This window comes from Streptococcus sp. F2 (assembly GCF_056500955.1).
The window spans coordinates 24,997-50,797 of the sequence record NZ_JBWKAI010000001.1 but is presented as its reverse complement, the minus strand read 5'-3'; the positions used below and the strand labels follow the sequence as shown (position 1 = coordinate 50,797).

Genomic DNA, 25,801 nt, shown 5'->3' with positions numbered 1-25,801 from the left:
AAAAATTATATAAGGAGATATTCGTTATGAATACAAAAACTTTGAAACAATTTGAAGTGATGAACTCTGAAATGCTTGCTGGTGTTGAAGGAGGCTGGGGCGGTTGGGGAGAAGCAATTGCCGGTCTATTAGGAGGCTTTGCTCCTTCACCAACATTAGATCAATTAAATGGCAAATGGCCAATTAGAAAACCTTCCAAACCTTGTAGTCCTTACGGAACTGGTGGGACACCTAATGCGTGTAATGGTTTATAAATTAGGACATATTTAAGTGTTTATGCAATAAAGGAAGTGGAGGTAGATATGCTGACTCTATACAAAAGACAAATCGCAGAAGTTTGGGAGATTGGGAGAGAAACGCCTCAGCCAGAGTGGGTACGTGATGCTTTTCGCAAGAATTACATCTGTTGGTTGGATGAGCATGTTCGTATTCTCATGACTGGACTAAATCCTTCGCTGACAACAAATTTAAAGATTGGTGCAACAGGAACAGTAGGTGGAGGATTTGCTGGATATGGTATGTATGTCCTTGGTTATCCAGGTGATTTCTTAGATGTGACCAACCATCGAGTTATTTCTGCCAAAAAATTCCATAAAGAATATCAGATTATTGATGGATAGAAAGAGCAGACTATGAACTTTTATGACTGGTTTAATTTCGAGGGTTTACAACAAAAAGGAACTCTTCGGAAAATTGTAGGAAGTATTTTCTTTGTCGGTTTTCATTTATTCATCATCTATTTGGTACAAAGATAATATGAAAATTCTAAACTGTCACATGTTCAAGTAGAATGTATGGCAGTTTTTTAACCTTAAATGGTCAATATTTTTTCATAAAAAGTATCTATCTCGAATGGTTATGATTAACCGTTCAGGAAGAATTTGATGCATTTCATGATAAAAAATCGTATATTTGAGGATTTTTATGAAGGATGAATTTAAAAATTGTTATACTAAACTCGTCAAGGTTGCAACTGGACAAAATATAAAAATTATATAAGGAGATATTCGTTAGGAATAAAAAAATTTTGGAACAATTTGAAGTGATGAACTCTGAAATGCTTGCTGGTGTTGAAGGAGGAAAAAACAATTGGCAAACTAATGTTTGGGAATGTGGATTATCTGCTGTTGCTGGTTGGGGATTCGGTGTATCAATTTGTGCAGCGAGTGGTGTTGGGGCACCGTTAATGGGAGCTTGTGATTATCTTGGAGCTAAATCTGCTGTAACTTTATGGGCAGCAATGACTGAAGCAACAGGTGGAGTTTAGGAGAATGGAATAGATGAATATTTTTTATAACATAGAGGAATATCACTTGAGCAGTACTAGTGGGGTAATGCAGCTTGAGCAGCTGTTTGCGGATATTCTGCCAATAAAGCTTCAGGTGGCTGAGTATAGAGAATTTTTTGCTAATCGTCATTTCGATTTTTCAAATTTATTTGATTTATTTATCACTAAAAGGTTCTGATAAACATAATAGAATTATTGAAATTACTGGAATAAACACTTTCTTTATTCTTTTTTTAATTTATCATCACATCAATTTCTTCTGTATGGGATATATCATTTTTGTTATTTTCATATTAGGATTATATAGAAAATCGTAAGAGTTCTTGTGGTGACATCAATTCTTTTTTGTTGAGACTTGAGATGACATTATTTTTTGAGTGGTATGGTAGGGGCAGCTGAAGGAGTAACATTTTGTGCTCAAGGAGACTCATATGAAGTTATTAAAACTTTTTTTCTTGATTTTTTTAACAATCTTATTAAGTTTGGTGATTCAAATTCCAACTTATTTGGGAATGAATTATTTTGAAAACAATACTGTTTGCAACATCCTGATAGGATTAGCAGCTTTTGAAAAGGCAACACTTTTCTGTACAACATTTATAAAGTGTTTTCTAGGCAATTAATCTTTTAGTCATTGGTGTTTGGTAGTTGAGACTACCAAACACCAATGAACATAGTCTTTAGTCTTAAGAGCTAGTTCTTCCAGCGATTGAAAAGTTTCTTGATAAACAAATTCAATTTTGAAAGCACGATACGTACTTTCAGCTACGGCATTGTCATAAGGACAACCAGCCTGACTAAGCGAACGTGTGATTCCAAAGGCTTCCAATATTTCATCAATTAACTGATTATCAAACTCTTTGCCACGATCTGAATGGAACATCTTGACTTTGGTCAGAGCGTAAGGGATGCTTTGTATGGCTTGCTTAACGAGTTCAGCGGTCTTGTGTCAACCAAGAGACAGGCCGATGATTTCACGATTGAAGAGGTCAATGATGAGACAAACGTAAGCCCAGCGGTCATTAACACGAACATAAGTCAAGTCGGTCACTAGGGCTTCAAGCGGCTTTTCTTTGTCAAATTGTCTGGCTAAACGATTTGAAATCGGGGCTTCATTCTTGCCTCTGGAATGTGGTTTGAAGGTGGCTTTCTGATAAACAGAAACCAAATTGAGTCGCTTCATAATGCGTCGAATCCGACGACGTGAAAGTGTGATACCTTCGTTATTCAAGCATATTTTGATTTTTCTGGATCCGTATCTGGCCTTACTTTCGAGAAAAATAGCTTTGATATTTTCTTCAAGTTCCGCTTCAGATACTGGCTCTACAGCTTTGTAATAATAGCTAGAACGAGGAATGTTCAACCAACGACACATGGCTGAAATGCTATAGTTATCCTTATTAGCAGTGATTATTTCCCTTTTTGTGCCATAATCACCGCCGCTTGCTTTAGGATATCTAATTGCATTTCGAGTTCTTTATTGCGTTTCCTGAGTTCAATCAGCTCCCGCTGTTCATCTGTCAGATTATCAACAGACTTGAATGAACCTGTTGTTTTGGCTTGTCTAACCCACTTATCGAAGGTGGAAGGGGTTAGCTCATATTCCTTGATGAGACTGCTACGCTTTCTACCAGCATTGTAAAGGTCAACAATTTGTTGCTTAAAATCATCGGTGAAGTGGCGACGTATTTTTCTAGACATATCTGTTCTCCTATTTTCTTTAGTGTAGAACACTTTATAATTTCTGTCTAGTTTAGTGTAACCGATTCATGTAATGCTACAATCTTATAATTATAGATTCCTTAGTGATATGTAAAAAAATTAATTTTTATGATAAAATAGATATTAAACTTATAAAACTAAAATTTTTGAAGCAATTTTTATAAATAGTAAGGGAAAATAAAGGTTAAAATGAATATTTTTGTCTTAGAGGACGATTTTTTACAACAAACTAGAATTGAAAAAATTATTTATAAGATTTTGACTGATAATAAGTGGGAGATTAACCACTTGGAAGTTTATGGTAAACCTAATCAGCTGCTTGAAGATATATCAGAGAGAGGAAGACATCAGCTTTTTTTTCTTGACATTGACATTAAGGGAGAAGATAAAAAAGGAATGGAAATTGCTGTGGAGATTAGAAATAGAGATCCGCACGCAGTGATAGTTTTTGTGACCACACATTCAGAATTTATGCCGGTATCTTTTCAATACCAGGTTTCAGCTTTAGACTTTATTGACAAAGAGTTGCCAGAGAAGTTATTTAGTCATCGCATTGAAAAAGCTATAACTTATGTACAAGATAACCAAGGAAAAACGTTAGCGGAGGATTCATTTGTTTTTACTAATGTAAAGTCCCAGATACAAGTCCCCTTTTCAGATTTGCTGTATATTGAAACCTCACTAATTCCCCATAAACTCATTCTCTATTCTACTAAACAAAGAGTAGAATTTTATGGCCAATTATCAGAAATTGTTGAGCAAGATGATCGATTATTTCAATGTCATCGTTCCTTTGTTGTTAATCCCTATAATATATCATCAATAGATAGATCCGAACGGTTAGTTTATTTAAAGGGGGGATTATCTTGTATTGTTTCGAGATTGAAAATACGATCATTAACAAAAGTAGTAGAAGAGTTGCACACTAAGGAGAAATAGTTGATATATTTAATTAATACGGTAGTCATAACACTTAATGTGGTTGTGCTATTGTTAATTCATGCGAGAATATTTGGCTATCGTATGGACACAAAAAAGAGCTTATTAGGGATTTTAACATTTTATATCTGTTCTCTTTTATCTACTTCTTTATCCAACCTACTATCAGTGGGTTTTTTAGGAGGACTATTACTTTATCCATTATTTTTTTTGTTATACACTCGCTATATTGCAAGACGAAAGGTCAATGGTTCACTTCTTTTATTTTATAGTTTGTTTCCTATTGCTTTTTGGGATGTAATTCATAGTTTTATTGTTTACTTTATTGTTTTTAATATTTCTTTTCTAAAAAATAACTATCATTCAAATATCATTATTATGATTGTTTCTATTGTTGCTGGTACTATGGTTTTGCTGCTGATTCAAGCTTTTAATTATGACTTTAGTCATTTAAGAAAAAAGAAACTAAATCAACGTACTAGAACGATTATATCTATTGCCAACTTTAGCATGATATTGTACTTTATTACCATTCCAATGATAGATTTTATCGAAGAAGTTGAAAATATTAATTTTACGAACTATCAAGAGATGATAACAGCAATTTATTTTCTTTTATTTATTTGTTTTGTAAATTTATTGGATCGGAACTTACGCCAAGAATTACAAAAGCAAGTTGTTCTACAAAAAGAGTTACAATTACAAAATATGGCTCGCTATAGTAAGCAAATCGAAGGACTGTATCAAAATATCAGAAGTTTTAGACATGATTATGCAAATATTTTAACAAGCTTGAAAATAGGCATTGATTGCAAAGATATTGAAATGATTTCAAGCATTTATCATAAGGTGTTGAAAGATTCAGGGAAGGTTTTAAGGGGAGAAAAATTCAATCTAGCAAGGCTGAGAAATATAAACGACCTTCCTCTGAAAAGTTTACTGTTTGTTAAATTATCAGAAGCTCAACGCTTATCCATACCTGTATCTATAGAAATTGGGGAACCGATTTCTATAAAAAACATTGAGTTAATCGATTTTTTAACCCTTGTTTCTATCTTGATAGATAATGCAATCGAAGGTGCAGCAGAGTCGGGAATAGTTCTTTGTTTTTTTGAACAATTTGGTAAACAGATATTAATTGTTCAAAATGATACTTTTGAAAAACAGATTAATCTTTCCACGATTTTTGAGCGAGGTGTTTCTTCAAAAGGAAATAATAGGGGAGTTGGTTTATCAAATGTTAGAGAGATATTAGAATCATATCCCACTGTTACCCTCAAAACAGTAAGTAATCATTTTGTTTTTAAACAGATTCTAGAAATAGAAATCCTATAATGTAATACTTTTCTTTTTTATCACTAAAATAAAATATTTATAAAAGCTTCCAAGGGTCTGTAGTAGGCTAAACCTGCTAAAGACTCTTGGAAGCTTTTATGAATGATGAATTACTAGTTTATATTTTAAAATTATTTTAGAAGGAACTTACTTTTTTCTCGCTTTCATACTAATATGATCTATGACAAGTTTAAAAATATCTCCACCAATCACTTTAAGTAATTCAGATTCAGATAATGTTGAAAAGTTATTTTTTGTTTTTTTATTGTTCATTGTAATATCTCCTAATAAAATTATATGAAATTTTAGTTTTTAATAATTTCCATAATAAATTGGAATTTTATTATATTTAATTAAAACTGTTGAGTATCTTCTCTTTATAGTAATTGAAATAGCTTTTCCGTGTAATGACACTTGTTACACGTCCTTGCAATCCATACTGTACGACGTCACTGTCTTTATTAGAAAGTTTGGAGAGTGCAGTAACCTTGAAGAGATTACCTTGATCAGTCTTTGTGGCAGATTTATCAATAGTCTGAATCGTTCCATTAATTGTTAGAGTTTGGTTTCCAACTTTTTCAAGACTAAGACGAACAGCTTGCTTTTCTTTTAACAATGAGACATGTTCTGAAGTGACGTAGTAGGTAATGAATACTTCCTTTATTTTTTTGATATCTGGGTAGATTTGAGCCACCTCACTTCCATTAGGAATGAGAGATTTCCCTTCAAATTCACTGTTTAGATGTATCGTTCCTGTTTCAGGAGCTATAATTATATTGTTCTTTAGCTGAATATTGGCTTACTCAATTTGATTTTTAAGTTCAGTAATTTGATTTTCAACTGTGGTAAGTTGTTGGGAAGCATTTTGCAGAAATTGTGTTTTTAAAATATCTATTTTGATCCTATGACTAGTGTCTGGAAGAGAAAAATTTCCTGTACTAGCACGTTGGATACTAAGGTTTGCCATTGAAGATTCAAGTTCTGAGATATTTTGTGAGATTTGAGAAAGGTATTCTTCTTTTAAAGCTGAGTTATCTTCTTGTGCTTGAAATTGAGTTTGATATTTTTTTAGGGCAGTTTGATGTGGATTCTCAGGTGAAAGCTTATATTCTTGATTATTAATAGCTTGCTTTAGCTCTTCATAATCTGTAATTTTTTGATGAAGTTCGTCAAGCTGACTAGTAATAACTGAAATGGCATGATTAGCAAGACTTGCTTGATTATTGACTTCAGCATTTTTTTTAGCAATTCCAATGATTATATCTTGGGTTTGTTTGAGAAAATGATTAAACGTATCGCTATAGCCGAATTCATCTTCTCCCTTAAATAAGTTAGTTTCTTGTTCTAGACTGGTTCTGAGTATTTGGAGTCCATTTTTTTGTTTGTTAAGAGTGGCTAATTGTTTTTCTAAAGCTTTTTTTTGAGAATTTTCCATTGTTTTTGAGTATTGGATAATAACATCACCTTTCTTAATAAATTTATTGTTTTTTAAATTGTTGATGACAATAGTATGGTCACTAGTTGATTGGACTGAAGCAATAACTTTTGTTGGCGTCATTTCTCCTTGTGAAGTAATGGTAATTTCTTTTTTAGCAAAGAGAGCAAAAATAACTAAGAAGCTCACTAACAAAACGGATGGCAAAATCAAGAAAGTTGCAAAGTTATGATGACGTCGATGATAAAATTCCGCACTTTTAAAAAGGTTTGGATTCATGTTATTCTCCTTAACTACTAAATAAATGATGATAGAAACCTTGTTTAGTCATTAATTCTTGATGAGATCCTATTTCAATAATTTTGCCCTCATCAAGCACAATGACTTGATTGGTCCGCGCTGAAATGCTGAGACGATGAGCTACGAAAATAATAGTTTTATCCGTCATAGCCAAAAGATTATCAATAACCCTCTTTTCAGTTAGTACGTCAAGACCGCTTGTAGCCTCATCTAGAATAAGCACAGACGCCTTGGTTAGGAGAGCTCTGGCAAGCGCAATTCGTTGCTTTTGGCCTCCTGAGAGTCCGGCACCATCAGAAAGCTCTGTTTGATAGCCCATAGGCATTTGTTCAATATCTTGTCGAATTTCTGCAACCTCACAAGCTCTTAGAATATCTTCATGACTAGTACAGTCATTAGCACCTAAGGTTAAATTTTCTAAAATAGAACCATTAAAAATATAGGCTTGTTGGGGGAGATAATTAATATGTTGGCGAAGACTTTTTTTATCAATCATTTTTAAGTCATTATGATTAATGGTAATTCGGCCGTTATAAGGCTCAAAAAAATTAACAATCATTTTAGCTAGAGTCGTTTTACCAGATCCACTGATACCAACAAGGCTAACTTTGTCCCCTTGCTTAATAGTGAGATTAATATTTGATAGAGTATCGCGTCCAAAGCCATATTTATAGGATAACTCTTCAAATTGAATGTCTCCGTGTAATAATTCTTGATTGACTAATGTCCCAGCCTCTTGAAATTCAGAATCGACTAGGTAAACTTCATTGAGACGATTATTAGCTACCTTGGCTGATTGAAGTTTGGTTTGAAGATTAATGATATTTTCTAAAGGATTGGTAAAATAAGATAAGAGAGTATTAAACGTAATCAACTGACCAACAGAAATTTTTCCTCCCATAACTAATTTGGCCCCAAACCATAAGACTATCACGTTAAGGATTAGTTGCGCCCCTTGTTTGAGACTGCTTTGTAAAATAGAGTACTTACTTAACTTGAAGGATTTATCCAGATAGTCCACAAATTCACTATCGATTTTCTGATAACGATTTTCTTCACTGGTCAGTGATTTAATAGTTTCAATGCCATTGATATCTTCGATAATGGCTGAGCTAACCATAGAGTTACTCTGCATGACATCATTATTCATCTTTTCAAATGGGTGCATAAATATAAAGATAATAACAATATATAGAGGGACTGAAACCAGAGATAGAAGAAAAAGATTGGTATTTTGCACTAACAGGACTGTCCCTACGATAGTTAAAATACTGACATCAAGAAAAAGAGACAAAATAGTAGAAGCGAGTGCATCAATAATAGCATTAGCATCTGTAAACCGTGAAATGATTTCTCCTGTTCTGCGAGTTGCAAAAAAAGACATGGGAAGCTCAAAAATATGGCGAATGTAAGATAAAATGACGTCAATGCTTAATCGCTGACTCAGTACAGTCAGGAGATAGTCTCGCGAAAAACTCATCATCTGTTGGAGGATATAGGTAATGATAAGACCAATTGAAATAATGCCGAGTGTTGATTTCAGTTGATTTGGAATATAGTCATCTAATATACCTTGTAGGTAATAAGAACCTACAATATTAATCAGAGTAACGAGTAGGCTAGCTAATATGATATAGAAAATCAGAGATCGCTGTTTAAAAATGAGAGGTAAAAAGCTTATTAGACCATTCTTTTTGTCCTTATGAGGCTTGTAGCTGGGCTCGGGTGCTAGAAAAATAGCGACACCCGTCCATTCAGAAGTAAATCGCTCCTTTGTCATCTTAGTGACTTTTACTGTCGGGTCAGGGTCGCCGATTATCAGATAATTTTTTTTGTTTTGATAGACGACATAGTAGTGTTGGAATTTACCTTCTTTATTAACATGAACAATAAAAGGATAAGGGACATCTTCTATATCAAAGAGGGTCATGTCTGCTTGAATAGCTCTTGTTTCAAATCCCATTAATTTGGCAGCTTTGACGATGCCAAGCGCTGTTGTTCCCTCTTTATTTGTTTTAGCTAACTCTCTTAAATGAGCTAAAGAGTAGTCTGAACCGTAATATTTAGCGATGGAAGCAAGAGTAGCCACACCACAGTCTCTAGCATCAATCTGAGCAACAAATGTTTTTCGATAGGATATCATTTGTAAAAGACCTTTCTATTAAATACTAAGCTATTATGACATATATATAGGGAGTTTTTATCAAAAATCTTAAAAGGTATTTATAAAAGCATGAATGGTATCATTTAAACTTCTTAATTAATTAACTATTGTCACAGCGTAAGTGTAGAGAGGATAAAAAGACATTTCATGATGAAAAAACGGCCTTTTAAGATTTTGAAGTCATGATACTGTTCTTTATGATATTCTGTACTAGTCGAGGTTGCAACAAGACAAAATCCTAATTTTAGAAGGTGCTATAATGAATACAACAAAAAAACAATTTGAAGTTATAGATGACATTAAACTCTCTCTTATGGGAGGTGGGAGCAAAATAAGTGTTGGAGAAGTGGGACAAGCGTTAGCAGTCTGTACTTTAGCTGGTGCAACAATCGGTAGTGTTTTTCCTATTGCTGGTACTTTAGGCGGAGCAGTTTTAGGTGCACAGTATTGTACAGAAAAGTGTTGCCTTTTCATATAAATGACTATCTATCACTGATGTATAAGTAGTAGAGGAGTGGTATGAAAATTTTAGATATTATTTTTAACCTATCTGATAGAAAGATGATATTTCTAGAAAATGTTGAAAAGCTGGGAGGTTACATTGTCCCTTTTACCCTTATCATCTTGAGTGTAGCCTACAACTTTAGGCACCCTTATCCTATTTGGGCTGCTGTACTAGGAGGTATATCCCTTATTGTGATCTTTATTTATTTTATACTTATTGTTTATCTATATTTGCGTTATAGATACTTGGTATGGAAAAAAATACCAGAAATTAAGATTAATTCTATTGAGCTATAATGCAATCACATTTAAGGGGAAAATGGATTACTTATACAATATCAGTACTTATGATATTTAACTTTAGAGACTAAAGAGTTAAAAGCAAAATGCGTATTGAAAATTGGTTAAAAAAGTTATAACTATCTCTGATAACAGGAATAACAATTTGTTCGGTTATATTTGCTACCGATAGAGTAGAGGAGGTGAAGATATGCGTAATATATTAAGATTTTTAGGTATTATTATTATTTCTGCAGTGATTCTATTTAGTATAGGTAGTTTCTACGATTTACCATTAATGAAAAATATACAACTTATCTGTTGGAGTTTTATCCTTGATTTATTCGTTTTTGTCTACAAACAAAGACAAACGACAGAAGTGCTCACATGGTATCAAGTTGTTAAGCAATTTTGGTTATTTATTAAGTGTACTATTCTTATTCCTACCTTAATTGCTTTTATTATAATAATAGGATGTTTGACGAGTATATCAGAGGTATCAATTTACTTTTATTTACACCTTATTGTTGTTTGCTATACAATAGGAATGATTTTATCATTAGGTCGTCTTATTTCTCCTAATCACTCTATATTTAATAAACTTAAAAAGCGAAATGAATAATATTTAAAGTTTGTTTTTAAATAATGGGACTAGTTTAGTGTAACCGATTCAATTAAAGAATAGTTCGTGACAAGAAGATACCTTTGAAGTTTCAGAAATAATCTGTTTTCTATCCTGTTATACTCATCTTTGCCAAAGTTGCAACAACACAATAATAACAATTGCCTGGGCATTGGGTGATTAGTTTACTATCAATAGGGTTAGAGTGGAGATGGAGTATATGGGTTGGCATTAATCTTATAGTGGTGTTTCTGCTGAGTTATGTGCTAACAAAAAGAAAATCAATTTGTAACCATCAAGGGTCACCATCTAAGCTCAAAAAATGGCTATTTGCGATTGGTGCCTTTATCGTTTTATTTTGTTGGGCCCTGCTAGTCAAAACATTTTTCCCAATAACGCAGAACCAGTAGTGATTGATAACTGATATGAATCAGGTCAATCACTACTTTCGAGTGCTTTTACTATTGACTATCTGTCTTTTTGCCCCAATTTACGAAGAGATAACGTTCAGGTTGTTTGTCATGAGAACATTTGGGAACTCGCTGAGTGGTCCCTTGGTTGTGATCTTATCTTCTATACTATTTAGCTGGTCTCACTTGCATGGTTTGTCCATCATTGACTTTGTTGTCTATTTTGGTATAGGTTTGATTTTCGCTAGTTTGTACCACTATACAAAATCCATTCATTATTCGACTGGCGTGCATATTGTTTGAAATAGTTTGCCCTATATTTTTTATTTTCTAGTATTTTTGCTTGATTTATTCTAACTAATAAGTTTGGGAGACTAATCATTACTGAGACATTACTGACAGTTTAAAAGAGCCTTTCGGCTCTCTTGTTGTTCGTTTTCTAATTAACAAAATGATGTTTTTTATTTTTTTATAAATAAAGTTCGTTATTTTATTTAATTTTTATCAATGCTAGAACTATTCGTTCGACTAATTTGAGAAAATATAGTATGATGAACTCCTAAATAAAAAAATAATGAAAGGAACATGATGATGTTAAAAGATGTTAATGTTGGAATGAGTCGTTCATTAGTTAGAGGTGCCGTTGCTCTAGTAGTAGGGATTGGTTTTTCTGTTGCAACGGATTCAGTAAGTGCTTCGAGTAGAGGCTTTGGGATAGGTTATCGGGAAGAAAAGACACAGATGTTCTCGTCGGATCAGCCTTATCAAGTGGTTTTATATCGAGGTGAGTCTAACACGGTTAGGTTTACCTACACCAATCAGATGTATCTGATGAAAGATATTCGCATTGCTTTGGATGGTTCTGGTAAGTCTTTGACCGCTCAGACTGTTCCTGGTATGGGTCATTTTTATGAGGGCTTTCAAACTTCTGCTAGAGGGATTTTTACGATGTCAGGAGTTCCTGAAAGCACTATTCCCGTTGCTAACCCTAATGCACAAACCAAATATACAAGGTATTTCAAAGTCATTGATGATATGCATAACACAATGTATAAAGGAACTGTTTTTCTTGTTCAGCCGCAAGCTTGGAAATACACCATGAAATCCATTGATCAGTTAGTTGTAGATGATTTGAATCATATCGGTGCTGATGATATTGAGCGAATGACAACTCTGATTAAGACTGCGGGTGCCCTTTTAACCACAGGAGGTAGTGGGTCTTTACCAGATAATATTAAGGTATCTATTAATCCAAGAGGTGGCCAAGCCACGATTATTTACGGAGATGGCTCTACGGATATTATTCCGCCAGCGGTGTTATGGAAAAAACGATTGGAAAAAGATAATGCCGAGGAAGGTCTAACAATCTCTCCCAAAATTGTTCATGATGTTAGAGATTCTGAACAAGAAGAAGGGGATCATGACGATGAAGAGCAAACGGAAGAACCCATTTTTTGAGGAGAAAAGAATTAAGCAGGACGCTCTTTAAGAATCTCGGTAAATAAAAAAACCATTTTGGTTACATAAAAAGGAACACTGTCAAAAAAATGACAGTGTTCCTTTTTATTTTAGGAGAGAGCTAAGGTTGGTCATCTAATGGGATTTCTACCTGTTCAACTGTCATAGTAATGACAGGTTTGACAACGCCATCCTTATTTGGGAGAGAAGGAGCCTTGTTTTGGGGTTTATTTTGATCAAGGGCTACTTTTTTTAAGGGATGTTGTTTTTTGTAAGTTGTAGTCATCGCAGTAGATGTCCTTTCCATCGTGTGTTTAGGAGTTGGTGGTTTAGGGGTAACAGCAAGAATAAAACACAGTACACTAATCGTTAAGATGAGATAAAACTGTTTCTTAGACACTTACTGTTAGCCTTTCTATAAACACACTCTGATAAGGTTATGCTCTGTGATAGTTAGTAGATGGAATAGAGTGTGTTAAGTGTTCGTACTGACTATCCAAACGGTGCTCGGTATCCATAACATCTTTTCCTGCAAGGAAGTATTTTGTGGTATGAGCTGAGTCATTCCAAGTGGTATCAACGTAGTAGTTAACACCATCAATCGTAACGATATTCCAGGCATGATTTTCATTCAATCCTTTTCCTGTTACATACCAAGCAGACAAACCAGCAGCTGTTGCCATATCTTTAAACATTACTGCATAAGCTTGGCAGACACCGCGTTTATCTTTGTATAGGGCTTCAGGGGCATGGATACTTATTCCACTTGCAGTTTCACGATTGCTAGCTAACTCTTCTGTTGCGTATGTATACTCATTGACTATATGGTCATGGATAATTTTAGCTTTTTCGTAATCACTTGTGATATTTTTGTTAGTGATGTTTTCTCTAACAAAGTTGTCCACAAATTGTTTGTATTCTTGGTGTAAAGCCACCATGTCATCTTTGAGGGTATAAGTGATGGTAACATCTGTGTTAACAACGATACGTTGGATTTCTCCGCCAAGCGTGTAAGTGCTAATACGACTTTGTGAAGCAAAGGAAGTTGCAGTCCCAAGTTCATCTCCGATTGCTCGGATGATTCCGCCAAGTTGTTGTTGGTATTCATCGACTTGGTCTTGGGTTTTGAATTCCATTTGCACACTGATGTGAGGGACGTGGTTACTGATATTGCTGCGTAATACCTCTTTTAAGTTATCATAATCAGCAATATTAGTAGACTCTGCTTGAGGGGCAACTGGAACAGGAGTTGCAGAATGCTCTTCGCGCTCAGCAGCTTCCTGGTCAGTTTCTGTAGCTAATGGTTGTGTATGGGTATCTTCCACATGGTCTGTGCTGACACGGACTGGAGAGTTACCATTTACAGGAATAGCGGCAAGTTTAGCTGTTTCTGCTTCGATAGCATCGGTAGAAATAGCATCAACTTCTTGTTGGAGATTAGCAACCTCCGCTTTGTAACCATTCACAGCAGTGACATAAGGATTCACCTGATTGTTAAGAGAAGTGAACAATTGCTCAGCTTCTGGCATAGAGCGAACGGCGTTATAGTTAACCGCCTCTAAAATAGCACGAATATTAGCAACTGCTTGGTTGCGTTGTCCGACTAATTGAGCGTATTGGTTTTGGCTAGTCTGAAGTTTACTATTTTCTTGGTCAACCAGATGTTGAACAGTTTGGCTAATAGCATTTCGCTGTTGGACAATAGCGTTATAGTTGCTATTGCTAATGCGACCTACTTTAAGTTGAGCGAGTAGCTGATCATCTGTTTGCTTAAATGATGCTATAGCACTATTTAAGCGATCAACTGCTGACTTGGCATTTAGCTGATCGAAGGCATTTACATTTTCAACAACATATTGATTAAGGAGACGATGTTGTTCATTAATATAATTAACAATTTGTCCATAACGATCTTGTTGAGTAACGTAATAATGATATCCATCAGTAGTATCATCAGCTTTAACCTCATAATTAAGGGCTGATAGTGAGCTTACAAGTAAGGCTGCAGCAAGGCTGCTAACAATTTTCTTAATCTTCATTAGTTCTCCTGTTATAAACTAAGTAAAATAGTGGTTTCTATCATAAACAGTGTTATGAAACGAAAAGGTTATCCACCAACGATAATCAGGATGTCCATGATTAATGTCAACAATAATGCTTTATTAATTTTTTTCATGACAGCTTCCTTTCTGATTTTCTATTTTGTACTTGTATTATATAATGGATTTGACGGATTTGAATTTTTGTTGTGAAAGTGGGAAAAATGGAAAAAGAACTCGGTAAAACCTTAAGGCGACTACGCCAAGGAAAACAAGTTAGTATTTCATCTTTAGCAGATGAACACTTATCTAAGTCACAAATTTCACGTTTTGAACGTGGAGAGTCAGAAATCAGCTGTAGTCGTTTACTTAATCTTCTTGATAAACTCAATATTACCATTGATGAATTTGTCTCAACACATTCGAAGACCCATACCCATTTTTTTACACTGCTAAGTCGGGTAAGGAAATATTATGCTGAGAAAAATGTAACCAAACTACTCAAGTTGCTTGAAGTCTACGCGCACAAAGATTATGAGAGTACCATGATCAAAGCCATTTTATCCTCAATTGAGCCGACCGTAGAGCCAAGCGAAGAGGAAGTGACTCGCTTGACAGATTATTTGTTTAGTGTCGAACAGTGGGGGTATTACGAAATTATTTTGTTAGGCAATTGCTCACGCTTTATTAATTACAACACCTTATTTTTATTAACAAAAGAAATGGTAACATCGTTTGCTTATTCAGAACAAAATAAGACAAACAAAACATTAGTAACTCAGTTATCGATTAATTGCCTGATTATCAGTATTGATTATTCCTATTTTGATCATAGTCATTATTTAATTGAAAAAATTGAGTTTTTGTTGCGAGACGAGCTTAACTTTTATGAAAAGACTGTCTTTTTATATGTGCATGGTTACTACAAGCTAAAACAGGAACAGGCTTCAGGAAAAGATGATATGCGTCAAGCCCTGCAGATTTTCAAATATCTTGGAGAAGACGCTCTTTACTACAGCTATAAGGAACATTACCGTAAGGAAGTCCTTGGAGATGAAGAAGATGAGGAAGAAGGTTAAAGGAGAATCAGTTGATTTCTGCTATTTTTCCTCGTACAATAACAGTGAGAAAGGAAAAGGACATTGTGCTGATGAGCACAATTGATGGGCTAGGCATCAGCGATTTGGACGATTCTCTGTTAGGAGTGATGACCATTGTCAAGCTGGATGAGAAATCTAGTTGTCCTTGAAGGAAACAATTATGCCAGAATTACCAGAAGTTGAAACGGTTCGACGAGGACTCGAGTCTTTAGTGCTAGGTCAGGAAATTGTTGCTGTCAAGGTAGAAGTGCCTAAGATGGTCAAGTCGGATTTGAGGATGTTTCTTCAGACATTACCTGGCCAAACGATTCAAACTATTGGTCGGCGGGGTAAATATTTAATGTTTGATTTCGGTCAGACGGTCCTTGTGTCACATCTACGCATGGAAGGTAAGTATTTGCTTTTTCCAGAGGAGGTGCCTGAACAGAAACATTTTCATGTTTTCTTTACCTTAAAAAATGGATCGACCTTAGTGTATCAAGACGTGCGTAAATTTGGGACCTTTGATCTTATTCCTAAATCCCAATTGTCTGATTTTTTTGCCCAACGAAAACTTGGTCCAGAACCAAGGAAAGAGACCTTTAAACTTAAACCATTTGAAGTTGCTCTGCAATCTTCCAAAAAACTAATTAAGCCCTATCTTTTGGATCAGACGCTTGTTGCTGGTTTAGGAAATATTTATGTTGATGAAGTACTCTGGGCAGCTAAAGTTCACCCTGAGCGTCTCTCTTTTAGTTTAAAAAAGGCAGAGATAAAACGGCTACATGATGAAACCATTCGTATCTTGCAGCTAGGGATTGAAAAAGGTGGTTCAACTGTTCGAACCTATCGAAATGCTTTAGGAGCGGATGGGACGATGCAGCATTATTTGCAGGTGTATGGCCAAGCAGGAAAACCTTGCCCACGTTGTGGTCAGGCTATTAGTAAACTAAAAGTTGGAGGAAGGGGGACACACATTTGCCCGAAATGTCAGAAAAAAAGGTCCTAATGATTGGTATCACCGGAGGAATTGCCTCAGGAAAATCAACAGTAGTGGCCATGATTAAAGAAGCTGGCTATCAGGTGATTGATGCGGATCAAGTGGTTCACCAGTTACAAGAAAAAGGCGGCCGCTTATACGAGGCTCTGAAGCAGGCTTTTGGTAATGAGATTTTAAAAGAAGATGGTGAGTTAAATAGGAAAAAGTTGTCAGAAATGGTTTTTTCAAATCCGTCTCACATGGCAACCTCATCCGCTATTCAAAATCAAATCATCAAAGAAGAGCTAGCTGCTGAGCGTGATCAGTTGGCTCAAAGCCAAACAGTCATTTTTATGGATATTCCTTTGTTAATTGAATTGGGCTACCAAGACTGGTTTGATGCGATTTGGTTGGTTTATGTAGATGCCCAAACCCAATTGCGGCGTTTAATGGCTAGAAATCATTTGAGGGAAATTGACGCCAAAAAACGCTTATCCAGTCAGTTATCAATAGAGAAAAAAAGACCTTATGCCAGTCTAGTGATTGATAATAGTGGAGATATGGAAACGTTAAGAAAGCAAGTTCACAAAGCCTTAGAACAGTTACCTAAGCCATACTGATCAGATTGTTTGAGTTAAGGAAGCAAATCCTTCTATTAGAAGGTCTTGCTCAAACTGAAGAAAAAGTCTGTTTTCTTCAAAATTATTATTTTGTTATGATACTTGACTTAGGTAGCAGAGATGGTAGCAACTCCCTCCGGGATTTCATACCTAGATGTTGAGCCTAGTTCTTAAAATCTCCGAACGCCAGAAACGCCATGTTTCTGGCGTTTTTGTTACGGCATAAAGTATCGAGTTTGAGCTTGTGTCACTCGCCTATGACCAATACAATGCAAAAGTGAGACTATTTTTTGATGACATTGTAAACAAATTCTTTTAGAGGTACTTTGTCTACAACCTGGAGTTTCTATTAGAAGGTCTTGCTTTTTATTCTTATCTTTTTTAAGCATTCTTGTTATTTACGTTGCTTTTGGATACAATGAAAGAAAAGGTTTTCAGAGAAGGAGAAGGCAATGGAGTTGGTTATTAGAAATATTCGGAAAAATTTTCAGGAAAAAGAGGTGTTAAAAGGAGCTTCTTATACCTTTCGTGAAGGGGAGATTACAGGTCTTCTTGGTCGAAATGGTGCAGGTAAAACCACTCTTTTTAACATTTTATATGGAGAACATCAGGCCGATCAAGGAGAGATTTTTCTGGTAGAAAATGGGGTAGAACGCCCATTAGAGTTAGAAGAGATTGGCATGGTTTTCTCGGAAAACTACCTACCTGAGTTTTTAACGGGTTATGAATTTATTAAATTTTATCTCGACCTACATCCAGGCAAGGACCAGTTAGCAATTGATGACTATCTTGATTTCATGGAGATTAATGAGGTTGATCGCCACACAATCATCAAAGGTTACTCAGATGGAATGAAAAGCAAATTATCTCTCATCTGTATTTTAATCAGCAAACCTAAAGTTATTTTGTTAGATGAACCTCTGACTGCAGTTGATCTAGTGTCCAGTATTGCTATTAAGCGTTTATTGTTAACTCTACGAGACAAACATATCTTGATCTTATCGACCCATATCTTAGCCTTAGCAGAAGATTTATGTGATCATGTTGCGATTTTACATAATGGCACTTTAGAAACCATGCCTTTATCAACGACAGATGAAACTTTTGAAGCTAAGCTCTTGGAAATCTTACAAGGAGAAAGCCATGACAACTAAGGATTTGTTGCGTATTCTCTGGCAGATAGATGGGGTAACTCGTTACAATACCTTGATTTATTGGTTACAGAAATTGCCTCTTATTGGGAGAAAGATACCGCAAGCTTGCTATCGCCTAAAAGAAGGAAAAGTGTTTTTAACCGTGATTCATGGTCTAATATTTCCCTTTTCTATTCTAGCGCAAATGGCTCTATATGTGGGTATTTGCTTTACCTCGGCTCATGTTGTGAGGGCTTGGTTTAGTGAGTATACTTGGTATGCTAGTCCGAAGCCGTTTACCTTAAGTTTGCTTTGGTTGGTTATTTTTTCTCTCTTGCTCATGACCGCTTTAGATATTAAACTCGTGACACGTGATGATATGGACTTGGCCAAGGCCATTCGTCAATTTCATTTGCTTCCAAGAGATTACTTGAAAGCCAAGCAACTCATGCTGTTAGGTCGTGAACTGCTCTTTCATGTCTTGGTATTAGGGATTTATTTTACACTCAATCAATTTGCTTTTTGGCATGCCATTAGCTTTACCTTGCTGGTGTCGGGCGTGAGGCTTTTCCTAAAGGTCATTTTTTTACCCCTTTACGATAGGAAAGGAGACGATAAGGAAAAATACCTTAACAGGCTCCTGTTTAGTCTTTTTGGGATAGCTTTTCTGGTGAGCGGCGGATTATTAGTTTTAGGAAATCACTTCGCACCGCAAATCTTTTTCTCCATTCCTGCGGGGTGCTTGGGCATTGTCTTGTGGGGTTATGGGTTTTACCGTTTGGTAAGTGATGCTGAGTTAGATACCCTTACCCGTAGTGTGGTAACGCATGAGACCATGAAGGAACGAGTGGCTGTGATGGAGAATGTGCATACGGTAGAAGTTGCTGTTAAAGAAAAGGATATTGACTTATCTCCTCAAAAGAAGCATCGCTTGCAAGGCCTAACGGGGATAGCTTATCTGAACGCTATCTTTTTACAACGGATGGGAAAACGTCTTCGAAAAGGTGTGACCATACGCTTGCTTATTGTAGGCTTAGCCATTGTGGCTGAACTGATTGGTCTCTATTATTTTAGGCATCAGTTGGGACAAGTGAAACACCAGGAATTTGTCCGAATCTTATACGTGTCGTTAGTATCGGGGTATTTGATTTATGTAGGAGAATCATATATTAAGTTTTGTTTTTACCATTTGGACCGGCCCTTATTAAAATTTAACGATTATAGACAACGCGAAGTGATTTTAGCGACCTTGAAGACCCGTTTTTGGTCTATTATTAAGCATAATATTCCTATTTTTGTAGCGGCTAATCTCTTTGTCTTGATCTTATATGTGGCTTTGTTTCCTCTCGTTTGGACAGAAATAGTTCTTATTGTCATGGTGCAATTCTTGTCTATGAGTTTCTTTTCACTTTATTTTTTATATTTGTATTTTCTTTTGCAACCTTTCACAGAAGGGTTGAAGTCTAAAAATGTGCTTTATAATGTACTGACCTTTATTGTTTATTATTTAGGTTATCAGTTATTTCGATTTACCACCGATATGACCATGCCTATTTTCTTGATTATCCTCTTTGGAATGATCCTTATCTTGGGAGTGGGGTATTTAGCTGTTTATTACCTGGCACCTAAAACCTTTAGGCTCAAATAAGGGAAAAGCTTGTGCTATAATATCATTAAGGGTGAGGAAGCTATGCTAGGCATTCAGGTTGCTCACAAATGCGTTTTCATAAGCTGTTTATCAGGAAAAAGAGGAATTTTATGACTACAATAACAATTGCAAAAGGCGACCAACCTGTAGCATTACAATTAGGGATGCTAAACCGTCATGGTTTAATAGCTGGAGCGACGGGAACAGGAAAAACGGTGACTCTAAAAGTTCTGGCAGAGCAATTAAGTTTGGCAGGTGTACCAGTCTTTTTGGCAGATATCAAAGGTGACCTTTCCAATCTCGCTAAGGCGGGGGAAGTGACAGAAAAACTAGCTACTCGTCTAGCTAAAATGGGAATAACAGATTACCAACCTCAAGCTTTTCCAGTTAGGCTCTGGGATGTTTTTGGACAGACTGGGCAGCCTTTACGGACAACGATTTCTGAGATGGGTCCTATGATGTTGTCGCGTTTATTAGGACTGAATGATACTCAAACGGGAGTTATGACCATTGTCTTTAAAATCGCCGACGAGAAAGGCTGGCTCTTGATTGATTTGAAAGACTTGCAGGCCATTCTAAAAGAAGTTGGTGACCATGCCTCAGACTATTCCAGCCATTACGGTAATGTGACCAAACAATCTGTCGGAGCTATCCAAAGAAGTCTCTTGACTTTGGAACAAGAAGGGGCCGAACAATTTTTTGGAGAGCCTGCTTTAGAGGTGGCTGATTTAATCCAACGAGATGTGGTTTCGGGTCAGGGAGTCATTAACATTTTGTCAGCGACTAAGCTTTTCCAATCACCCACACTTTACACGACCTTCTTACTTTGGTTATTATCAGAGCTGTACGAATTATTACCAGAAGTTGGGGATTTGGACAAACCTAAGATGGTTTTCTTCTTTGATGAAGCTCATCTATTGTTCAAAGATGCTCCTAAGGTCTTTTTGGAAAAAGTTGAACAGATTGTGCGGCTTATTCGTTCAAAGGGAGTTGGAATTTTCTTTGTGACTCAAAACCCACTTGATTTGCCAGAAACGGTTTTGGCTCAACTGGGAAATAGAATTCAGCATGCCTTGCGCGCTTATACACCGAAAGAACAAAAGGCAGTTCGTGTCGCTGCGGATACTTTCCGCCAAAATCCTGACTTAGATGTGGCAAGGGTGATTACAGAACTAGAAGTCGGCGAAGCTTTGATTTCTGTTTTGAATGACAAGGGACAACCATCCATCGTTGAACGTGCCTATATCATGCCGCCTAAGAGTAGCTTTGCTCTTTTGTCAGAGATAGAGAGTCAGCAGATTGTCCAGTCTTCTCCGTTTGCCACTAAATATAGCCAAGCCATAGATCGTGACTCCGCTTATGAAAAATTAGCTGCTAAGGTTTTAGAAGACCAACGACTGGCTGAAGAAGCACTTGCGGCTGCACAACGGGAAAAAGAGGCTAAGGAAGCCATCAAGGCACAAGCCGCTGCTGAAAAGGCTAGCCGCCGATCAGTTGGACGTCCCCGCAAAACAGTTGTGGAAAAGGCAACAGATGCCTTTATTAGTACGACAGTTCGAACCATTGGTAGGGAGCTTGTTAGGGGGCTTCTTGGCAGTCTACGTAAGCGCTAATCACACAGCAAAATGACGTAAAAGCTTTCTGAGGGGTCTTGTCCTGTTGGGCCTGAGGAAAGCTTTTCTCTTTCTGCTCAGTTTAGTTAGCCTGCTTTTTGCTTGCCTGTGAGAGAATTGTGGTATAATAGTCAGAGGTATTTTGGAAAGAAGATGATGACCTATTAGCGAAGAAGCGATAACAACTGTCAATTGGAAACAAAATTTAAAAGTAGCTTGGCTTGGTAACTTCTTTGCTGGGGCAAGCTTTTCACTTGTCATGCCATTCATGGCCCTGTATGTTGAAGAACTAGGAGCCCCTAAGGCATTGGTGGAGTGGTATGCCGGTTTGGCAGTTGCCATTACGGCACTAGCGTCAGCTATATTTGCGCCACTTTGGGGAAAACTTGCTGATCGTTATGGTCGAAAACCGATGATGCTTCGAGCAAGTTTTGTCATGACCTTTACCATGGGAGGGTTAGCGGTTATTCCTAATGTGTTTTGGCTGCTTGTTTTGAGGCTGTTAACGGGGATTTTTTCAGGCTATATCCCCAATTCAACGGCTTTGATTGCCAGCCAAGTTCCTCAAGAAAAATCCGGCTATGCCCTAGGGACTTTGGCAACGGGAGTGACAGCTGGTGCCTTAATTGGCCCTCTTATTGGAGGAGTTTTAGCAGAACTATTAGGTATTCGTCAGGTCTTTTTATTGGTAGGGATAATCTTATTGCTCTGCTCCTTAATGACAGTTTTTTATGTCAAAGAAGATTTTGAGCCTATTGAGAAGTCTCAAATGGTACCTACCAAAGATATTTTAAAGCAAGTAAAGAGTCGAAAAATCATGCTCGGCCTATTTGTAACCAGTATGATTATTCAGATTTCTGCTCAATCGGTTGCCCCTATTTTGTCCCTATATATTCGACATCTTGGGCAAAAGCAAAACCTCATGTTTGTGTCAGGTCTGGTGGTCTCAGCCATGGGTTTTTCCAGTCTTTTGAGCAGCTCTTACCTCGGTAAATTAGGTGACCGTTTTAGTAACCATCGTTTACTTTTAGGAGCTTTACTCTACAGTTTTATCATGTATGTCATAAGTGCCCTAGCACAAACCAGTCTTCAGTTGGGCTTGTTACGCTTTGCCTATGGGTTTGGAGTAGGGGCGTTAATGCCAAGCATTAATTCTCTGCTGACTAAATTGACACCAAAAGCAGGTATTTCCAGAGTTTTCTCTTATAATCAAATGTTTAGTAATATTGGTCAGGTTTTGGGCCCTTTTATTGGGTCAAATGTTGCGATTGTCTTAGATTATCGATCCGTTTTTTATGTGACCAGTATGATTGTCTTTGTCAATTTGGTTTGGAGTTTGATTTTATTTAAAAAGTACATCAAGGTTAAGGATATCGTGTGAGAATAAAAATTAATTTAGAATGCAGCCAGTGTGGCAGCAAGAATTATTTGACCAGTAAAAATAAGAGCAGTCACCCGGAAAAGATTAAGGTTCCTAAGTACTGCCCTAAGGAGAGAAAAGTGACCCTACATGTTGAATCTTGATAAGATTTGTGTTAGAATGGTCAAGACAATAGTGGAGGAAATAACATGTACAACTTACTACTTACAATATTGCTCGTGTTATCGGTTTTACTTGTGATTGCTATCTTCATGCAACCTCAAAAAAACCCAAGTAGCAATGTTTTTGATAGCAGCGGTTCAGAAGCCTTATTTGAACGTACCAAAGCTCGTGGCTTTGAAGCATTCATGCAACGGTTTACAGCAGTTCTAGTATTTTTCTGGCTAGCAATTGCGCTTGCGCTTGCCATTTTATCAAGTAAATAAGGAGTGAGCTTGACAGAGTTAGTCTAGCTCATTTTTTTATCAGTGAGCTAGATTGATGATGTAAAACGATTAAAACAGAAATAGAAATTAGGTATTATGAAAGAAAGAATTATGACTTACCTCAAGGAGCATGGCAAGTCCAACGTGAACGACTTGGCTGCTGCCTTAGAGATGGCTGGAGCCAAGCATTTTCCCAGCCTTATTAAAACCATTTCCAAAATGGAAAGTCAAGGGCTTTTACGGTTTTCAAATGATGGTAGTTTAGCACTTAGAAAAGAGCGTGAAAAGAAGAAAGAGGCTACTGTTCAGGGGATTTTCCGTGCCAACAAAGCAGGTTTTGGTTTCTTGTCCGTGGATGAGAATGAAGACGATATGTTTATCGGCCGTAATGACGTTGGTTACGCCATTGATGGCGATATCGTAGAAGTAACTATTAAAAAACCAGCAGACCGTCTCAAAGGCGCTGCGGCTGAAGCTAAAGTGGTAGCGATTGTAGAACGCTCATTAAAAACGGCTGTTGGAACTTTTATTTTAGATGATGAAAAACCAAAATACGCTGGTTATATTAAGTCAAAAAATCAAAAAATTCAACAAAAAATCTACATTAAGAAAGAACCTGTTGTGCTTAAAGGCACTGAAATCATCAAGGTTGATATTGATAAATACCCCACAAGGGGACACGATTATTTTGTGGCCAGTGTCCGTGATATTGTAGGCCATCAAGGAGATGTTGGGATTGATGTCTTGGAAGTCCTTGAATCGATGGATATTGTTTCAGAATTTCCAGCAGAAGTTTTAGCCGAGGCCAATGCAATTCCAGAAGCACCAACTGCTAAAGATTTAATAGGCCGTGTTGATTTGCGCTCAGAAACCACCATTACTATTGATGGTGCGGACGCCAAAGACTTAGATGATGCTATCCATATTAAGCTATTGGATAACGGTAACTATGAACTTGGGGTACATATTGCGGATGTCTCTTATTATGTGACAGAAGGATCTGCCCTTGATAAGGAAGCTGTTAGGCGTGGTACCTCTGTCTATGTCACAGATCGTGTGGTTCCGATGTTACCAGAGCGTTTGTCAAATGGCATCTGCTCTTTGAATCCTAACGTCGAGCGTTTGACCCAGTCAGCCTTAATGGAAATTAACCCGCAGGGGCGCGTGGTCAACTATCAAATCTGTCAATCAGTGATTAAGACAACTTACCGAATGACGTATAGTGCGGTCAATGACATGATTGCAGGAGATGAAGAAGCGCTCCAAGAATTTGCTAGTATTACTGATGATGTGACCCTTATGGTGGCTTTGCATCGGATTTTGGAAACGATGCGTTCAAAACGAGGAGCCTTAAACTTTGATACGCAAGAAGCAAAAATTATTGTCAATGATAAAGGGATGCCAGTAGATGTGGTGCTTCGTCAAAGGGGCATTGCGGAGCGGATGATTGAATCCTTTATGCTAGCAGCCAATGAGTGTGTTGCGGAGCATTTTGCAAAAGCTAAGTTACCATTTATCTACCGTATTCACGAAGAACCAAAGGCCGAAAAACTTCAAAAATTTATTGATTACGCTAGCATATTCGGTATTCAAATTCAAGGAACAGCCAATAAGATTTCTCAGGAAGCCTTGCAAGCCTTTATGGCAAAAGTCGAAGGTCAACCAGGAGCAGAAGTGCTTAACATGATGCTCTTACGCTCTATGCAACAGGCAAGATATTCTGAACATAATCATGGGCATTACGGTTTGGCCGCGGAATATTACACCCACTTCACCAGTCCGATCCGTCGCTATCCTGACTTATTGGTGCATCGCATGATTCGTGAGTACAATCAGCCTAGTCAAGAAAAACGTGACCATTTTGCCCAAGTCATTCCAGAGTTGGCAACATCTTCTTCACAGTTAGAGCGTCGTGCTATCGATGCGGAGCGCGTGGTGGAAGCCATGAAGAAAGCAGAGTACATGGCTGAATATGTTGGCGAAGAATTTGATGGTATTGTGGCAAGCGTAGTTAAATTTGGTCTCTTTGTAGAGCTACCAAATACGATTGAAGGTTTGGTTCACATCACTAGCTTACCGGAATACTATCACTTTAACGAGAGAACGCTAAGTCTTCAAGGTGAAAAATCAAGTAAAGTCTTTAAAGTTGGTCAACCTATTCGTGTGAAATTGGTTAAGGCTGACAAGGAAACTGGTGACATTGACTTTGAGTATTTACCGAGCGACTTTGATGTGGTTGAAAAAATCAAGATGTCGGATAAAGCTAGTCGACGAGATCGCCGTAAATCCTCAAAATCATCTAAAGGGACAAAGAAAAAAGAACCTAAAGAAGTAGCTAAGGCAAAAACCAAGAGTAAAACTAAAAAAGGGTCTAAAAAACCATTTTACAAAGAACAAGCAAAAAAGAAGAGTCGTAAAAGGAGTTAAC

General features: G+C 36.8%; 27 protein-coding genes and 4 pseudogenes. 24 read left to right on the top strand and 7 right to left on the bottom strand.

All coding sequences use genetic code 11. The annotated features are described in order from the left end of the window. Positions 1-26 precede the first annotated feature (26 nt). From ACYTR8_RS00285 to ACYTR8_RS00265, 5 genes are all read left to right on the top strand, one after another. Positions 27-254 carry a Blp family class II bacteriocin gene (locus tag ACYTR8_RS00285; RefSeq protein ID WP_022554332.1) on the top strand — a complete coding sequence of 76 codons (228 nt, stop codon included), beginning with the start codon at positions 27-29 and terminating at the stop codon, positions 252-254. A gap of 48 nt (positions 255-302) precedes the next feature. After that, on the top strand, positions 303-620 hold the full coding sequence (locus ACYTR8_RS00280) for a hypothetical protein (RefSeq protein WP_002994587.1): 318 nt from the start codon (positions 303-305) through the stop codon (positions 618-620). A 383-nt stretch (positions 621-1,003) separates the two neighbouring features. Beyond that, the gene (locus ACYTR8_RS00275) at positions 1,004-1,267 is read left to right on the top strand and encodes a Blp family class II bacteriocin (protein ID WP_443597734.1); all 264 of its coding nucleotides are present in this window, start codon (positions 1,004-1,006) and stop codon (positions 1,265-1,267) included. A gap of 13 nt (positions 1,268-1,280) precedes the next feature. Then, on the top strand, positions 1,281-1,466 hold the full coding sequence (locus tag ACYTR8_RS00270; protein WP_443597723.1) for a hypothetical protein: 186 nt from the start codon (positions 1,281-1,283) through the stop codon (positions 1,464-1,466). 253 nt (positions 1,467-1,719) lie between these two features. Further along, positions 1,720-1,911 (top strand): hypothetical protein, encoded by a 192-nt coding sequence (locus tag ACYTR8_RS00265; protein WP_479641471.1) that lies wholly within the window; start codon positions 1,720-1,722, stop codon positions 1,909-1,911. Here the strand turns inward: ACYTR8_RS00265 and ACYTR8_RS00260 are convergent. Further along, positions 1,900-2,989: pseudogene (locus tag ACYTR8_RS00260) on the bottom strand (IS3 family transposase). The gene ACYTR8_RS00265 and the pseudogene ACYTR8_RS00260 overlap by 12 nt on opposite strands. A 210-nt stretch (positions 2,990-3,199) precedes the next feature. Here ACYTR8_RS00260 and ACYTR8_RS00255 point away from each other — a divergent pair. Beyond that, a complete protein-coding gene (locus tag ACYTR8_RS00255) occupies positions 3,200-3,949 on the top strand; it encodes a response regulator transcription factor (RefSeq protein ID WP_479641470.1) in 750 nt (249 codons plus the stop codon). After that, positions 3,950-5,284 carry a sensor histidine kinase gene (locus ACYTR8_RS00250; RefSeq protein WP_479640689.1) on the top strand — a complete coding sequence of 445 codons (1,335 nt, stop codon included), beginning with the start codon at positions 3,950-3,952 and terminating at the stop codon, positions 5,282-5,284. A 147-nt stretch (positions 5,285-5,431) separates the two neighbouring features. Here ACYTR8_RS00250 and ACYTR8_RS00245 read toward each other — a convergent pair whose 3' ends face one another. The 3 genes and pseudogenes from ACYTR8_RS00245 to ACYTR8_RS00235 form a co-directional block, all read right to left on the bottom strand. Then, the gene (locus tag ACYTR8_RS00245) at positions 5,432-5,557 is read right to left on the bottom strand and encodes a ComC/BlpC family leader-containing pheromone/bacteriocin (protein WP_011017462.1); all 126 of its coding nucleotides are present in this window, start codon (positions 5,555-5,557) and stop codon (positions 5,432-5,434) included. A gap of 76 nt (positions 5,558-5,633) precedes the next feature. Continuing rightward, a pseudogene (locus ACYTR8_RS00240) lies at positions 5,634-6,998 on the bottom strand (bacteriocin secretion accessory protein). Positions 6,999-7,008: 10 nt separating this feature from the next. Further along, a complete protein-coding gene (locus tag ACYTR8_RS00235) occupies positions 7,009-9,162 on the bottom strand; it encodes a peptide cleavage/export ABC transporter (protein WP_479641469.1) in 2,154 nt (717 codons plus the stop codon). A 280-nt stretch (positions 9,163-9,442) separates the two neighbouring features. On the opposite strand from ACYTR8_RS00235, the gene ACYTR8_RS00230 reads away from it, so the two are divergent. The 6 genes and pseudogenes from ACYTR8_RS00230 to ACYTR8_RS00205 all read left to right on the top strand — a co-directional run bounded on the left by ACYTR8_RS00230 (position 9,443) and on the right by ACYTR8_RS00205 (position 12,503). Continuing rightward, a complete protein-coding gene (locus ACYTR8_RS00230; protein WP_479641468.1) occupies positions 9,443-9,661 on the top strand; it encodes a Blp family class II bacteriocin in 219 nt (72 codons plus the stop codon). 41 nt (positions 9,662-9,702) lie between these two features. Then, the gene (locus ACYTR8_RS00225) at positions 9,703-9,984 is read left to right on the top strand and encodes a hypothetical protein (RefSeq protein ID WP_479641467.1); all 282 of its coding nucleotides are present in this window, start codon (positions 9,703-9,705) and stop codon (positions 9,982-9,984) included. A gap of 193 nt (positions 9,985-10,177) precedes the next feature. After that, on the top strand, positions 10,178-10,588 hold the full coding sequence (locus tag ACYTR8_RS00220) for a hypothetical protein (RefSeq protein WP_003061293.1): 411 nt from the start codon (positions 10,178-10,180) through the stop codon (positions 10,586-10,588). Between the two features lie 242 nt (positions 10,589-10,830). Further along, a pseudogene (locus tag ACYTR8_RS00215) lies at positions 10,831-11,079 on the top strand (hypothetical protein); the annotation flags it as partial. Beyond that, positions 11,053-11,301: a CPBP family intramembrane glutamic endopeptidase gene (locus ACYTR8_RS00210; RefSeq protein WP_443597575.1), complete on the top strand. Its 249-nt coding sequence runs from the start codon at positions 11,053-11,055 to the stop codon at positions 11,299-11,301. The pseudogene ACYTR8_RS00215 and the gene ACYTR8_RS00210, both read left to right, overlap by 27 nt. A 282-nt stretch (positions 11,302-11,583) precedes the next feature. Beyond that, a pseudogene (locus ACYTR8_RS00205) lies at positions 11,584-12,503 on the top strand (hypothetical protein). A gap of 74 nt (positions 12,504-12,577) precedes the next feature. Here the strand turns inward: ACYTR8_RS00205 and ACYTR8_RS00200 are convergent. The 3 genes from ACYTR8_RS00200 to shp2 all read right to left on the bottom strand — a co-directional run bounded on the left by ACYTR8_RS00200 (position 12,578) and on the right by shp2 (position 14,632). After that, positions 12,578-12,856, bottom strand: coding sequence for a StcA family protein (locus ACYTR8_RS00200; RefSeq protein ID WP_479641466.1), 279 nt, complete (start codon positions 12,854-12,856; stop codon positions 12,578-12,580). Between the two features lie 37 nt (positions 12,857-12,893). After that, positions 12,894-14,495 carry a transglutaminase domain-containing protein gene (locus ACYTR8_RS00195; RefSeq protein WP_479641465.1) on the bottom strand — a complete coding sequence of 534 codons (1,602 nt, stop codon included), beginning with the start codon at positions 14,493-14,495 and terminating at the stop codon, positions 12,894-12,896. 68 nt (positions 14,496-14,563) lie between these two features. Continuing rightward, entirely contained in the window at positions 14,564-14,632 is a 69-nt protein-coding gene (gene shp2, locus ACYTR8_RS00190) for a peptide pheromone SHP2 (protein ID WP_134771781.1), read from the bottom strand. Between the two features lie 87 nt (positions 14,633-14,719). On the opposite strand from shp2, the gene rgg2 reads away from it, so the two are divergent. The 11 genes from rgg2 (at position 14,720) to rnr (ending at position 25,800) form a co-directional block, all read left to right on the top strand. Next, complete coding sequence (gene rgg2, locus ACYTR8_RS00185; RefSeq protein WP_111715631.1) at positions 14,720-15,574, top strand: quorum-sensing system transcriptional regulator Rgg2; 855 nt, start codon at positions 14,720-14,722, stop codon at positions 15,572-15,574. 11 nt (positions 15,575-15,585) lie between these two features. Beyond that, complete coding sequence (locus ACYTR8_RS00180) at positions 15,586-15,744, top strand: hypothetical protein (protein ID WP_479641464.1); 159 nt, start codon at positions 15,586-15,588, stop codon at positions 15,742-15,744. An 11-nt stretch (positions 15,745-15,755) separates the two neighbouring features. Next, positions 15,756-16,583: a DNA-formamidopyrimidine glycosylase gene (gene mutM / locus ACYTR8_RS00175; protein WP_111715633.1), complete on the top strand. Its 828-nt coding sequence runs from the start codon at positions 15,756-15,758 to the stop codon at positions 16,581-16,583. Beyond that, positions 16,562-17,173, top strand: coding sequence for a dephospho-CoA kinase (coaE, locus tag ACYTR8_RS00170; RefSeq protein ID WP_172454452.1), 612 nt, complete (start codon positions 16,562-16,564; stop codon positions 17,171-17,173). The genes mutM and coaE overlap by 22 nt, the downstream gene beginning before the upstream one ends. Positions 17,174-17,625: 452 nt before the next feature. Then, positions 17,626-18,327, top strand: coding sequence for an ABC transporter ATP-binding protein (locus tag ACYTR8_RS00165; RefSeq protein WP_003056868.1), 702 nt, complete (start codon positions 17,626-17,628; stop codon positions 18,325-18,327). Beyond that, the gene (locus ACYTR8_RS00160; protein ID WP_479641463.1) at positions 18,317-19,954 is read left to right on the top strand and encodes a hypothetical protein; all 1,638 of its coding nucleotides are present in this window, start codon (positions 18,317-18,319) and stop codon (positions 19,952-19,954) included. The genes ACYTR8_RS00165 and ACYTR8_RS00160 overlap by 11 nt, the downstream gene beginning before the upstream one ends. 110 nt (positions 19,955-20,064) lie before the next feature. Beyond that, positions 20,065-21,567 (top strand): helicase HerA-like domain-containing protein, encoded by a 1,503-nt coding sequence (locus ACYTR8_RS00155; protein WP_269760608.1) that lies wholly within the window; start codon positions 20,065-20,067, stop codon positions 21,565-21,567. Between the two features lie 178 nt (positions 21,568-21,745). After that, positions 21,746-22,948 carry a multidrug efflux MFS transporter gene (locus ACYTR8_RS00150; RefSeq protein WP_479641503.1) on the top strand — a complete coding sequence of 401 codons (1,203 nt, stop codon included), beginning with the start codon at positions 21,746-21,748 and terminating at the stop codon, positions 22,946-22,948. After that, complete coding sequence (gene rpmG / locus ACYTR8_RS00145; RefSeq protein WP_003047126.1) at positions 22,945-23,091, top strand: 50S ribosomal protein L33; 147 nt, start codon at positions 22,945-22,947, stop codon at positions 23,089-23,091. The genes ACYTR8_RS00150 and rpmG overlap by 4 nt, the downstream gene beginning before the upstream one ends. 45 nt (positions 23,092-23,136) lie before the next feature. Further along, positions 23,137-23,373 carry a preprotein translocase subunit SecG gene (gene secG / locus ACYTR8_RS00140; RefSeq protein WP_003047129.1) on the top strand — a complete coding sequence of 79 codons (237 nt, stop codon included), beginning with the start codon at positions 23,137-23,139 and terminating at the stop codon, positions 23,371-23,373. Positions 23,374-23,469: 96 nt separating this feature from the next. After that, positions 23,470-25,800, top strand: coding sequence for a ribonuclease R (rnr, locus tag ACYTR8_RS00135; RefSeq protein ID WP_479641462.1), 2,331 nt, complete (start codon positions 23,470-23,472; stop codon positions 25,798-25,800). Position 25,801 lies beyond the last annotated feature (1 nt).

Bases quoted from the DNA above. Each gene is read 5' to 3' on its own strand.
- ACYTR8_RS00270 (WP_443597723.1), top strand. From the start codon at position 1,281: ATGAATATTTTTTATAACATAGAGGAATATCACTTGAGCAGTACTAGT.
- ACYTR8_RS00230 (WP_479641468.1), top strand. From the start codon at position 9,443: ATGAATACAACAAAAAAACAATTTGAAGTTATAGATGACATTAAACTC.
- ACYTR8_RS00235 (WP_479641469.1), bottom strand. From the start codon at position 9,162: ATGATATCCTATCGAAAAACATTTGTTGCTCAGATTGATGCTAGAGAC.
- ACYTR8_RS00285 (WP_022554332.1), top strand. From the start codon at position 27: ATGAATACAAAAACTTTGAAACAATTTGAAGTGATGAACTCTGAAATG.
- ACYTR8_RS00265 (WP_479641471.1), top strand. From the start codon at position 1,720: ATGAAGTTATTAAAACTTTTTTTCTTGATTTTTTTAACAATCTTATTA.
- ACYTR8_RS00155 (WP_269760608.1), top strand. From the start codon at position 20,065: ATGACTACAATAACAATTGCAAAAGGCGACCAACCTGTAGCATTACAA.
- mutM (WP_111715633.1), top strand. From the start codon at position 15,756: ATGCCAGAATTACCAGAAGTTGAAACGGTTCGACGAGGACTCGAGTCT.
- ACYTR8_RS00195 (WP_479641465.1), bottom strand. From the start codon at position 14,495: ATGAAGATTAAGAAAATTGTTAGCAGCCTTGCTGCAGCCTTACTTGTA.
- ACYTR8_RS00225 (WP_479641467.1), top strand. From the start codon at position 9,703: ATGAAAATTTTAGATATTATTTTTAACCTATCTGATAGAAAGATGATA.
- ACYTR8_RS00255 (WP_479641470.1), top strand. From the start codon at position 3,200: ATGAATATTTTTGTCTTAGAGGACGATTTTTTACAACAAACTAGAATT.
- rgg2 (WP_111715631.1), top strand. From the start codon at position 14,720: ATGGAAAAAGAACTCGGTAAAACCTTAAGGCGACTACGCCAAGGAAAA.
- ACYTR8_RS00280 (WP_002994587.1), top strand. From the start codon at position 303: ATGCTGACTCTATACAAAAGACAAATCGCAGAAGTTTGGGAGATTGGG.
- ACYTR8_RS00160 (WP_479641463.1), top strand. From the start codon at position 18,317: ATGACAACTAAGGATTTGTTGCGTATTCTCTGGCAGATAGATGGGGTA.
- secG (WP_003047129.1), top strand. From the start codon at position 23,137: ATGTACAACTTACTACTTACAATATTGCTCGTGTTATCGGTTTTACTT.
- rnr (WP_479641462.1), top strand. From the start codon at position 23,470: ATGAAAGAAAGAATTATGACTTACCTCAAGGAGCATGGCAAGTCCAAC.
- ACYTR8_RS00245 (WP_011017462.1), bottom strand. From the start codon at position 5,557: ATGAACAATAAAAAAACAAAAAATAACTTTTCAACATTATCTGAATCT.
- coaE (WP_172454452.1), top strand. From the start codon at position 16,562: ATGTCAGAAAAAAAGGTCCTAATGATTGGTATCACCGGAGGAATTGCC.
- ACYTR8_RS00220 (WP_003061293.1), top strand. From the start codon at position 10,178: ATGCGTAATATATTAAGATTTTTAGGTATTATTATTATTTCTGCAGTG.
- ACYTR8_RS00165 (WP_003056868.1), top strand. From the start codon at position 17,626: ATGGAGTTGGTTATTAGAAATATTCGGAAAAATTTTCAGGAAAAAGAG.